The following is an 11557-nucleotide window of genomic DNA, read 5'->3' as shown; positions in this document are numbered from 1 at the left end:
GACCGACTACTGTCAGACCCGTCCACATTCGTTGCAGCCACCGCTTGAATCCAAGCAGTGGGCTGACGGCCCTCAGTGCATTCTCGGCGCTGTCACCCGACACGCCTCAACGCAGTGCCCGTCAACGCAGTGCCCGGGGCCGTTCTCCGACCACCTCGTCGAGCAGTGCCGCGATCTCGGCGGTTCCGTCCTTGCGGGCGAACGCGGCCTCCAGTTGCCGCGCCCGGTGCAGGTAGCGGCCGTCGTCGAGGATCCGCCGCACGGCTTCCCGAACCTCGGCCGCCGACGGCGTGCCGGTCTTCAGGTTGATACCGGCGCCCGACCATGCCACCCGCGCCGCGACCTCCGGCTTGTCCTCGGTATTGCCCGCCACCACCAACGGGACACCTGCGGCGAGTGCGCGCTGCACCGCGCCGTAGCCGCCGTTGGTGACCATGACGTCGACGCTGGGCAACAGTTTGTCGTGCGGGATGTATTCGGCGACAAAGGTATTGGCGGGAATCGGGACGCGTATCGCGGCGACGTCGCGGCCCCCGGTGGTGACGACGACCGTGACGTCCAGGTCGGCCAGGGCCTCGATGGTGGGTTCCAGGAGGCGACCCAGGTCGGCGTTGTCGATGGTGCCCTGGGTGACGTGCACGACGGGGCGACCGGCCGCGACCGCCGCGTGCACCTCACCCCACCAGTCAGGGGCGAGGAAGTCGTCGCTGGGCATCGGGTGTACCGCGCCGACGAACCGGACATGGTCGGGCAGGTCGGTGCGGGGATATTCGAACTCCGGGACGGTCGGCACGATGACCCGGTCGGCCAGCACCGCCGAGTCGAGCACGAAGACCGGAGGTGGCTGCACGCCCATCGCGGTGAGCATTCTGACGGCGGCGCGGTGCGCGGGCCGCAGCAGCACGGTCCTCGTCAGCAGGGTCAGCGCGCGATTGCGGATCCGGCCGACCGTGCCCGGCATCGGCGGGACGCCGGGGCCGGCCGGAGCGGTGTCCGCACTGCTGAGGAACAGCGGCGTGCTGGAGTACGCGAGGATCGGCGGCCGGTCGGCGGTGCGGCCCAACAGCAGGGGCAGGATGCCGAGGAAGAACGCATCGGCGATGACGGCGTCGAACTGGTTGGTGGCCAACAGTTCCTGCAGTGCACTGAACTGGTGCGGCATCGGCCGGACGAAGATGTGCTCGATGTCGAAACTGAGCCGGGCGATTCCGGACGTCTCGGCGCGGCCGGGCAGGTCGGCGTCGAGCGAGGTGTCGTCGAAGTCGGCGCCATAGGGCAGAGGCCGCGGTTCGGCGCCGACCGCGCGGATCCGGTCGGTGTGGCGGGCACTGGTCAGCACGGTGACGCGGTCGCCGCGGGCGACGAGGCCGCGGGCGACGTTGAGCAGCGGACCGATGTGTCCGATCGGCGGGCAGGACGCGATGAGGATTTCTGGCATGCGCACGATGCTGGCCGCAGAACGGGCACCGGTGCTTGGAGGTTGTGTGGAGAACGGATGGAGATTTCGTGCCGGCTACCGGGTGACGCGGTCGGGCCGGGAGTAGACGTTCATCGACTCGCCCCGAAGGAACGCGACCAGCGTCAGCCCGGACTGCGCCGCGAGGTCCACGGCCAGCGACGACGGCGCCGAGACCGCGGCGAGCACCGGGATGCCCGCCATCACCGCCTTCTGAGTCAGTTCGAAGGACGCGCGCCCACTCACCAGCAGCACCGTCCCGGGCAGCGGGATCCGGCCCTGTTCCAGCGCCCAGCCGACGACCTTGTCGACGGCGTTGTGCCTGCCGATGTCCTCGCGCACGACGAGCGCGTCGCCGTCGGTGGTGAACAGCGCCGCGCCGTGCAACCCACCGGTCGCGGCGAACACCTTCTGCGCGTCGCGCAGCTTGCCGGGCAGCTCCGACAGGGTCTCGGCGCTGACGACGGACGGATCGTCGCCGGGGGAGTGCTTGCTGCTGAGCCGGACCGCGTCCAGGGAGGCCTTCCCACACACCCCGCACGACGAGGTCGTGTAGAAGTTGCGGGTCGGATCCACCTCGGGTGCGGGGACGTCGGGCGCCAGGGTGACGTCGAGGACGTTGTAGGTGTTCTGCGAGTAGCCGGAGCTGTCCTCGGTCGCGCCGCGGCAGTACCGCACCGACACGATGTCCTCACGGCTGCCGACGACGCCCTCGGTGAGCAGAAACCCCTGGGCCAGTTCGACATCGCTGCCCGGGGTGCGCATCGTGACGGTGATCGGGGCGCCGTTGACCCGAATCTCCAGCGGCTCTTCGACGGCCAGGGTCTCCGGGCGTGCCACCGCGTCCTCGGCCGTGACGTGCCGGACCCGCCGACGCGCCGTCACCCGTCCCACTACGCACGCTCCAACCGGATCACGACCGCCTTCGACACCGGGGTGTTCGACTTCGCGGCGGTGTGGTCCAGCGGGACAAGAGGATTGGTCTCCGGGTAGTAGGCCGCCGCGTTGCCCTGCGGGGTCGCGTACGCGACCACGGCGAAGTCCTTCGCCCGCCGTTCCTGCACCTGCCCGTCGGCGCCGGTGAACTCCGAGATCAGGTCCACGCGGTCCCCGTCGGCCAGGCCGAACCGCTGCAGATCGGCGGGGTTGACGAACACCACCCGCCGACCGCCCTTGACGCCGCGGTAGCGGTCGTCGAGTCCGTAGATGGTGGTGTTGTACTGGTCGTGGCTGCGCAACGTCTGCAGCACGAGCCGTCCGTGCGGGATCTCCACCCATTCGACGGGGTAGGCGCGGAAGTTGGCTTTGCCTGTCGCGGTGTGGAATTCGCGGGAGTCCCGGGGCGGATGCGGCAGCTGGAAGCCGTCGGGGCCGCGCACCTTGCGGTTGTAGTCCTCGCAGCCGGGCACCACGTCGGCGATCGTGTCGCGGATGGTGTCGTAGTCGGCGTTGAAGCTCTCCCACGGCACCGGATGGCCGGGGCCGAAGAGGGCACGCGCGAGTTGGCAGACGATGCTGACCTCGCTGCGTACGTGCTCACTGGGCGGACGCAGGCTACCGCGCGACAGATGCACCATCGACATCGAATCCTCGACCGACACCAGCTGTTTGCCGGTGGCCTGGATGTCGCGGTCGGTGCGGCCCAGCGACGGCAGGATCAGCGCGGTGCGGCCGTGCACCAGGTGGCTGCGGTTCAGTTTCGTCGACACCTGGACCGTCAACGAGCAGTTCCGCAGCGCGGCCTCGGTGACCGGGGTGTCGGGGGTCGCTGAGGCGAAGTTGCCGCCCATCGCGATGAACACCGCGGCGCGGCCGTCGCGCATCGCTCGGATCGCGTCGACGGTGTCCATTCCGTGCTCGCGGGGGCTGGAGATCCCGAACCTGGTGTCGAGCGCCGCGAGGAAGCGTTCGGGCATCTTCTCCCAGATGCCCATGGTGCGGTCGCCCTGCACGTTGGAATGCCCGCGCACCGGGCACAGGCCCGCGCCGGGCTTGCCGATCATGCCGCGCATCAGCAGCAGGTTGGAGATCTCGGTGATCGACGGCACGGCGTGCTTCTGCTGTGTGAGTCCCATCGCCCAGCACACGACGGTGCGCCGCGACGCGGTGAGCATCGCGGCGACCCGGTCGAGTTGGTCACGGCCGATGCCGGTGGCGTCGGTCACGGTGTCGAGATCGAGTGCCCGGGTGCGGGTCTCGTACTCGCCGAATCCGGCGGTGTGCCGGTCGACGAAGTCGCGGTCGACCACGGTGCCCGGTGCTTTGTCGTCGGCTTCGAACAGCAGCTTGCCCAGCCCGGCGAACAGCGCCATGTCGCCGCCGATGCGGATCTGGACGAACTCGTCGGCGATGGGCACCCCGTGCCCGACGACACCGTGCACCTTCTGCGGGTCCTTGAAGCGGATCAGCCCCGCCTCGGGCAGCGGGTTGATCGCAACGATCTTGGCGCCGTTGGCCTTCGCCTTCTCCAGGGTCGACAGCATCCGCGGGTGGTTGGTGCCGGGGTTCTGTCCGGCGATCAGGATCAGGTCGGAGGCGATGAGATCGTCGACGGTGACCGAACCCTTGCCGATTCCGATCGCGTCGATCAGCGCGGTGCCCGAGGATTCGTGGCACATGTTGGAGCAGTCCGGCAGATTGTTGGTGCCGAAGCTGCGGACCAGCAGCTGGTACAGGAATGCGGCCTCGTTGCTGGTGCGTCCGGAGGTGTAGAACACCGCCTGGTTCGGGTCGTCGAGGGCGTGCAGCTCGTCGGCGATCAGCCGGTAGGCGTCATCCCAGGCGATGGGCCGGTAGTGGTCGTCGCCGGGGCGCAGCACCATCGGGTGGGTCAGCCGGCCCTGCTGGGACAACCAGTACTCGGGCTGCGCGTCGAGTTCGGCGATGCTGTGCCGCGCGAAGAACTCGGGGGTGACCACCCGCTTGGTGGCTTCCTCGGCGACAGCCTTGGCACCGTTCTCGCAGAACTCCGCGAGCTTTCGTCCCCCGTGTTCCTCGGGCCACGCGCAGCCCGGGCAGTCGAAGCCGTGCCGCTGGTTGAGTTTCGACAGCGCCGCGACGGTGCGGACCGGGCCCATCTGTTCGACCGCCCGTTGCAGGCTGACCATCACGGCCTTCACGCCGGCGGCTTCATGTTCGGCGCCGCTGACCACCACGTCGCGCTCGTCGTAGGTTGCGTCGACGTCTCGCGTGCTGGCCATTTCCCCAATCTAGCCTCGCGCGCAGCCCATTGTTCAGACCTCGGTATTCGGTATTTCACATGCGGTGATAGTTGTTGTCTATCGAAACGCGCACCGGGAGGGCCGATGGCGAACGAAGTGCAGATGCAGCACCTGGACTACCTTCTGGCACTCGCCGCCGAGCGCCACTTCGGCCGCGCGGCGGCCCGGTGCCACATCAGCCAGCCGACCCTGTCGGTGGCGATCCGCCGGCTGGAACGCGAACTCGGCATCGTCATCGTGCAGCGCGGCCAGCGCTTCGAGGGGTTCACCGAGGAAGGCCGGCGGGTGGTGTCGTGGGCGCAGCGGATCGTCGCCGAACGTGACGAGATGCTCGCCGATCTGGAACGCATGCAGGGGCGGCTGACCGCGACCGCGCGGATCGGGGCGATCCCGACGGCGGTGCCCGCAAGTCCGTTCATCACCGCGGAGTTCCTGGCCCGCAACCCGGCGGCGTCGGTGCGCATCGAGGCGCTGTCGTCACGCGAGATCGCCCGGCGACTCGCCGATTTCGAGCTCGACGCCGGGTTGACCTACCTGGACGACGAGGCGACGCCCGGCACCCGGTCGGTGGAGTTGTACCGGGAGCGATACGTGCTGCTGGCGCCGGCGGACCATCCGGTGATGGGTTCAGGGGAGGTCAGCTGGGCGGACGCGGCGCAGCTGCAGCTGTGCATGCTGACCACGACGATGCGCAACCGACGCATCCTCGACGCGAACATGGCCGCCGAGGGGGCCCGGTACCGGCCTGCGGTGGAAGCCGATTCGGTGGACGCGCTCTATGCGCACCTGACGGGGTCGCGGCGGGCGACGATCGCGTCCACCGCGTGGCTGCCGCAACTCGGGGTGCCGCCCGGTTTCGCGGCGCGGCCCATGGTTCAGCACGGCCCGCGGCCCCCAATCGGCCTGGTCGTCCACGACCGGGCCCCGGCCTCCATCGTCGCTGCGGCGCTGGAGGCGGTCGCTGCCGATCTCGAGCTCGGCGCCCGGATCGACACGCTGTGGAACGAGACCTCGGGCTGAGGTTGCGGGGCGGTCGCACACGCCGAGCGGCGCCCGCGCGTTCGCGCGCGTAACCAGCGACTTCAGTCGTTGACGCTCGCGTAACAAATTCGGCATCGAACGTTCCTAGTGTGGGCCGGTCACGTCCGTCGAGCCGAGGCGGATTCCGTAGTGCAAAGGAACTCCATTGAGCGGTAATGCGGTACGCCTGCAGGCGATCAACAACGTCGAGGCATATGTGCCGCCGGCGATCAGCTTCGACCCGACCGAGGCGCCAGGAGAGATCTTCGGCGCCAACGTGTTCACCAAGGCCGAGATGCAGCTGCGCCTGCCGAAATCGGTGTTCAAATCCGTGGTCGCGACCATCGAGAAGGGCGCCAAGCTCGACCCCGCGATCGCCGACTCCGTCGCCTCGGCGATGAAGGACTGGGCGCTGTCGAAGGGCGCCACCCACTACGCGCACGTCTTCTACCCGATGACCGGTTTGACCGCCGAGAAGCACGACAGCTTCCTTGAGCCCGTCTCCGACGGTGAGACCCTCGCCGAGTTCGCCGGCAAGACCCTGATCCAGGGGGAACCGGATGCGTCCAGCTTCCCGTCGGGCGGGCTGCGCAGCACGTTCGAGGCGCGCGGCTACACCGGCTGGGACGTCACCAGCCCGGCCTACATCCTGGAGAACCCCAACGGCAACACGCTGTGCATCCCGACGGTGTTCGTGTCGATGACCGGCGAGGCGCTGGACTTCAAGACCCCGCTGCTGCGCAGCCAGCAGGCGATGGGCACCCATGCCGAGCGGATCCTGACGCTGTTCGGGCACAAGGATCTACAGAAGGTGGTCTCGTTCTGCGGTCCGGAACAGGAGTACTTCCTCGTCGACCGGCACTTCTTCCTGGCCCGCCCCGACCTCGTCAACGCGGGCCGCACGCTGTTCGGCGCCAAACCGCCCAAGGGCCAGGAGTTCGACGACCACTACTTCGGCGCCGTCCCCGAGCGCGTCCTCGGGTACATGATGGACACCGAGCGTGAGCTGTTCAAGCTCGGCATCCCGGCCAAGACCCGGCACAACGAGGTCGCGCCCGCGCAGTTCGAGGTGGCGCCGATGTTCGAGCGGGCCAACATCGCCTCCGACCATCAGCAGCTGCTGATGACGGTGTTCAAGACGATCGCCAAGAAGCACGGCATGGAGTGCCTGTTCCACGAGAAGCCGTTCGCCGGGGTCAACGGTTCCGGTAAGCACGTGAACTTCTCGGTCGGCAACGCCGAGCTGGGGTCGCTTCTCGTGCCCGGCGACACCCCGCACGAGAACGCGCAGTTCCTGGTGTTCTGCGCGGCGGTGATCCGCGCGGTGCACAAATTCTCCGGGCTGCTTCGGGTTTCGGTGGCCTCGGCGACCAACGACCACCGCCTCGGCGCCAACGAGGCGCCACCGGCGATCATCTCGATCTTCCTCGGCGAGCAGCTGGCCGATGTCTTCGAGCAGATCGCCAAGGGTGCGGCGACGTCGTCGAAGGGCAAGGGCGTCATGCACATCGGTGTCGACACGCTGCCGGCGCTGCCGACCGATCCCGGTGACCGCAACCGCACCAGCCCGTTCGCGTTCACCGGCAACCGCTTCGAGTTCCGCGCGCCGGGCTCCAGCCAGACGGTCGCGGTGCCGATGATCGTGCTGAACACGATCATGGCCGACTCGCTGGACTACATGGCGACCGTGCTGGAGAAGGCCGTCGCCGACGGCGAGGACTTCGACGTGGCAGTGCAGAGCCTGCTCACCGAGATCATCACCGAGCACGGCGCGGTCGTGTTCAACGGGGACGGCTACTCGGAGAACTGGCAGATCGAAGCCGCCGAACGCGGGCTGCCCAACCTCAAGACCACGCTGGACGCGATCCCCGAGCTGATCAAGCCCGGCGCCGTCGAGGTCTTCGAGAAGTACGGCGTGTTCAGCGAGCGGGAGTTGCACAGCCGCTACGAGGTCCGCCTCGAGCAGTACGCGCTGACGATCGCGGTCGAGGCCAAGCTCGCCCTCGAGCTCGGTACCACGGTGATCCTGCCCGCCGCGGTGCGCTACCAGACCGAGCTCGCGCAGAACGTCGCGGCGCTCAAGGCGGCCGGCGTGGACGCCGATACCACGCTGCTGCAGGCGGTTTCGGCGCCGATCGCCGACCTGACCGCCGCGCTCGGTGTACTCAGGGGTGCACTCGGCCACTCGGCGGACTCGGCGCTGGAGGAGGCGACGCACGCCCAGAAGGCGCTGCTGCCCGCGATGGATGCGGTCCGTGCGGCCGCCGACGCGCTGGAAGCGGTTGTCGCCGATGACCTCTGGCCGCTGCCGACCTACCAGGAGATGCTCTTCATCCTCTGACCGGGGGGAGCAGGGGGTGCGGTACCCGCTGCGCGGCATGATGGACCTCATGCCGCGCAGCAAGGGTAGGAAGAAAACCGCCAAGGGCAAGGCCTGGCGGGCCGGTCGCGACGGCGCCTCCGACAGCGACGCGGGCGCCGGTGACCCCCGGCTCGACGGGATCGACGTCGACGCCCTCGAAGAGTCACTGAGCGCGGTCGACGTCGCGCCGCACGCGCGCTACCGCGACGACGAACTAGGTGCTCGGCTGGTCGAGCGCGGGTGGGTCGCGGTCCACGCTCACGTCCAGCAGCTGTCCGACATGTGGGTGTTGCCGCCGTCCACACCCGGCGACGACGGCTGGGTGCCCACCATGATCACCGTCCAGCCCGACGGCTACATCATGCAGTCGGCGGACCACGCCGACCACCAGGTCGATCACGCCCTGCACTACGACACCCGCGCCGAGGTGCTCGCCGACCTGGAGTCGATCGAGGCCTACCGACACCCGCGCGACCGCCGGACCAGCTGACGCGCGACGCGCGCTCGCGTGCCGACGCTCAGGGGCGTTCGGCGAGGCGCACGTCGACGGGCCGACCGGTCTCCAGCGATTCGACGCCGGCGGCGCAGACCGCCGCGGCGGCGTAGCCGTCCCACGCGGTCGGGCCATCGATGTACTTCCCCGTGGCGGCACCGCCCCTGACCGCGTCGACCCAGCGCTGGATCTCGGTGTCGTAGGCGCGACCGAAGCGCTCCCGGAACCCGGGGGTGATCGTGCCGCCCCAGACGCCGGGGGAGCTCTTGCGGATCATCCCGACGTCCAGACCGATCATCGCGCTGCCATGCTCACCGACCACCTCGGTGCGCACCTCGTACGCGACGCCGGTGGTGACGAACAGTTCGACGTCGACGTGCTTGCCCGAGACCGTCTTCATGATCGCGATCTGCGGGTCGATCACACCTTCGGGTGCACCGGGATTCGAGGCGGGCTTGATGATCTGCACGGCGGCGATCTCCTCGCCGAACAGGAAGCGGGTCACGTCCACCTCGTGCACGAGTGAGTCCTTGACGATCAGTGAACTGTCGAAGTACGACGGCACATTCGGATTGCGGTGCACGCAGTGCATCACCAGTGGCCGGCCGAGCTCACCGCCGTCGAGCAGCATCTTCAGCCGCATGTACTCGTCGTCGAAGCGGCGCATGAACCCGACCTGGATCAGCGACCGGCCGAGTTCGGCTTCCCGCCGCACGATCTCCAGCGATGTGGAAACATCTGTCGTCAAGGGCTTTTCGCACATGACCGGTTTGCGGTGCTCCAGGCAGGCGAGAAGTTGCTTCTCGTGGGCTGCCCCCGGGCTGGCAAGCAGCACGGCGTCGACATCGTCACCGGCGATCGCATCGAGTGGGTCGGCGACGGCCCGGCAGTCGGGGATGGCGGCGGCGAGTTGTTCGGCCTTCTCGGTGACGTAGTCGTTGACCACGCTCACGCGGGCACCGGAGATGCGCGAGGTGATGCGGGCGACGTGGTCGGCGCCCATCACGCCGACGCCGAGCACGGCGATGCGCAGATCGGACATGGCGTTCCTTGTCAGCGGTCGGACGGATTGATCAGCGGCCGTTGCACTTTCTTCCACTCCGCGTACCGCTGGTAGGCCTGCTGCGTGGAATCCAGGGTGGAGACCTCGCTGACCGGGACGTCCCACCACGAGTGGCTGTCCGGTGCGTACACCAGCGGATCGGTCTCGACATAGATCACCGTGGTGCGGTCGCTGGCCTTGGCCACCTTGACCGCATCGGTGAACTCAGCTGCGGTGTCGGCCCGGATGACGTCGGCGCCGAGGCTGGCGGCGTTGGCGGCCAGGTCCACCGGCAGCCTGCCGCCGTCGAGCCGTCCACTCTCGCCGCGGTACTGATAGGACGTGCCGAACCGTTGCGAGCCAAGCGATTCCGACAGGCCACCGATCGACGCGAAACCGTGGTTCTGCACCAGCACGGGGATGATCTTGACGCCCTCCTGCACCGCGGTGGCCAGTTCGGTCGCCATCATCAGGTACGAGCCGTCGCCGACCATCACGAACACGTCGCGGTCGGGGGCGGCCATCCGCACACCGATACCGCCGGCGATCTCGTAACCCATGCACGAGAACCCGTATTCGACGTGATAGCCCTTACGGTCACGCATCCGCCACAGCTTGTGCAGATCACCGGGCATCGACCCGGCCGCGCACACCACCACGTCGCGGGGATCCGAGAGCGTGTTCACCAGCCCGATCACCTGGTTCTGGTTCAGTGCCTCGCCGTCACGGGTGCGGTACGCATCGTCGACCGTGGCGTTCCACTCGGACATCAGCTCCCGGATCCGGGTGGTGTACTCGGCGCCGACGGTGTGGTCGGCCAGCAGCTCGGTCAGCGCGTCGAGCGCCTCCCTCGCATCCGACACCACGCTGATGCCGCCCTGCTTGACCGAATCCAGCGACGCCACATTGATGTTCACGAACCGCACGTCGGGGTTGTTGAACGCGGTGCGCGACGCGGACGTGAAGTCGCTGTACCGAGTGCCGATCCCGATGATGACGTCGGCCTCACTGGCGAGGGCGTTCGCGGCGGTGGTGCCCGTCGATCCGACCGCGCCGACCGAGCGCGGATCGTCGTGCAGCAGCGAGCCCTTACCCGCCTGGCTCTCGCACACCGGGATGCCGGTGGTGGCGACGAAACGTGCCAGCGCCTCATCGGCCCCCGAATAGATCACTCCGCCGCCGGCGACGATCAGCGGTGTGCGTGCCGACCGGATCACCGCCGCAGCCTTGGCGATGACGGACCGTTCCGGCAGCGGGCGTGCGATGTGCCAGGTGCGCTCGGCGAACAGCGACACCGGCCAGTCGAACGATTCGGCCTGAACATCCTGGGGGAGCGCCACAGTCGCCGCACCGGTCTCGACAGGATCGGTCAGCACCCGCATCGCACCGAGCAGCGCCGCGGGCAACTGCTCGGGCCGCCACACCCGGTCGAAATACCGGGACAGCGGTTTGAACGCGTCGTTGACCGTCACGTCGCCGCTGGACGGCAACTCCAGTTCCTGCAACACCGGCGCGCTGACGCGGGTCGCGAAAGTGTCCGAGGGCAGCAGCAATACCGGCAACCGGTTGATCGTGGCCAGCGCCGCGCCGGTAAGCATGTTGGTGGAGCCGGGGCCGACGCTGGCGGTGACCGCCCACGCCTGGGTGCGGTCCTGCTGGCGCGCGTACGCGACCGCGGTGTGCACCATGGCCTGTTCGTTGCGTCCGAGCACGTATCTCAGCCCGGGTTCGACGCCGGCCTCACGTGCTTCGACCTCGTCCTGCAGCAGCGCCTGCCCGATGCCCGCCACGTTCCCGTGGCCGAAGATGCCCAGGCAGCCGGCGAAGAACTTGTGTCGCTCGCCATCCCGTTCGACGTACTGGTTGGCCAGGAACCGCACGGTCGCCTGGGCCACGGTGAGCCGCACGGTCGGTTCGTCGTCGACGAGCTTCTCGGTCGACTTCGGCGCGGTGGAAACCACGG

Annotated in this window: 8 protein-coding genes; 3 read left to right on the top strand and 5 right to left on the bottom strand. The window is 68.6% G+C overall.

The annotated features are described in order from the left end of the window. Window positions 1–121: 121 nt before the first annotated feature. The 3 genes from BST38_RS26410 to BST38_RS26400 all read right to left on the bottom strand — a co-directional run bounded on the left by BST38_RS26410 (window position 122) and on the right by BST38_RS26400 (window position 4656). Window positions 122–1438, bottom strand: coding sequence for a glycosyltransferase (locus BST38_RS26410; RefSeq protein ID WP_083146486.1), 1317 nt, complete (start codon window positions 1436–1438; stop codon window positions 122–124). Between the two features lie 75 nt (window positions 1439–1513). Further along, on the bottom strand, window positions 1514–2350 hold the full coding sequence (gene fdhD, locus BST38_RS26405) for a formate dehydrogenase accessory sulfurtransferase FdhD (RefSeq protein WP_083146485.1): 837 nt from the start codon (window positions 2348–2350) through the stop codon (window positions 1514–1516). Continuing rightward, window positions 2350–4656, bottom strand: coding sequence for an FdhF/YdeP family oxidoreductase (locus tag BST38_RS26400; protein WP_083146484.1), 2307 nt, complete (start codon window positions 4654–4656; stop codon window positions 2350–2352). The genes fdhD and BST38_RS26400 overlap by 1 nt, the downstream gene beginning before the upstream one ends. A gap of 105 nt (window positions 4657–4761) precedes the next feature. On the opposite strand from BST38_RS26400, the gene BST38_RS26395 reads away from it, so the two are divergent. From BST38_RS26395 to BST38_RS26385, 3 genes are all read left to right on the top strand, one after another. Further along, on the top strand, window positions 4762–5697 hold the full coding sequence (locus tag BST38_RS26395) for a LysR family transcriptional regulator (RefSeq protein WP_083146483.1): 936 nt from the start codon (window positions 4762–4764) through the stop codon (window positions 5695–5697). Between the two features lie 166 nt (window positions 5698–5863). Continuing rightward, complete coding sequence (locus BST38_RS26390) at window positions 5864–8038, top strand: glutamine synthetase III family protein (RefSeq protein ID WP_083146482.1); 2175 nt, start codon at window positions 5864–5866, stop codon at window positions 8036–8038. 16 nt (window positions 8039–8054) lie between these two features. After that, entirely contained in the window at window positions 8055–8549 is a 495-nt protein-coding gene (locus BST38_RS26385) for a hypothetical protein (RefSeq protein WP_237160930.1), read from the top strand. A gap of 28 nt (window positions 8550–8577) precedes the next feature. Here BST38_RS26385 and BST38_RS26380 read toward each other — a convergent pair whose 3' ends face one another. Next, the gene (locus BST38_RS26380) at window positions 8578–9594 is read right to left on the bottom strand and encodes a Gfo/Idh/MocA family protein (protein ID WP_083146481.1); all 1017 of its coding nucleotides are present in this window, start codon (window positions 9592–9594) and stop codon (window positions 8578–8580) included. Window positions 9595–9605: 11 nt separating this feature from the next. Beyond that, window positions 9606–11555: a 3D-(3,5/4)-trihydroxycyclohexane-1,2-dione acylhydrolase (decyclizing) gene (iolD, locus tag BST38_RS26375; RefSeq protein ID WP_083146480.1), complete on the bottom strand. Its 1950-nt coding sequence runs from the start codon at window positions 11553–11555 to the stop codon at window positions 9606–9608. Window positions 11556–11557 lie beyond the last annotated feature (2 nt).

Origin of the sequence: Mycolicibacterium parafortuitum (assembly GCF_002086815.1) — a bacterium.
In the GTDB taxonomy this organism is placed as follows: Bacteria; Actinomycetota; Actinomycetes; order Mycobacteriales; family Mycobacteriaceae; genus Mycobacterium; species Mycobacterium parafortuitum.
The sequence above is the reverse complement of the archived record's forward strand: the minus strand, read 5'-3'. Positions and strand labels throughout refer to the sequence as shown.

Coding starts and splice junctions, on each gene's coding strand:
- BST38_RS26395 (WP_083146483.1), top strand. CDS start 4,762: ATGGCGAACGAAGTGCAGATGCAGCACCTGGACTACCTTCTGGCACTC.
- BST38_RS26380 (WP_083146481.1), bottom strand. CDS start 9,594: ATGTCCGATCTGCGCATCGCCGTGCTCGGCGTCGGCGTGATGGGCGCC.
- BST38_RS26410 (WP_083146486.1), bottom strand. CDS start 1,438: ATGCCAGAAATCCTCATCGCGTCCTGCCCGCCGATCGGACACATCGGT.
- BST38_RS26400 (WP_083146484.1), bottom strand. CDS start 4,656: ATGGCCAGCACGCGAGACGTCGACGCAACCTACGACGAGCGCGACGTG.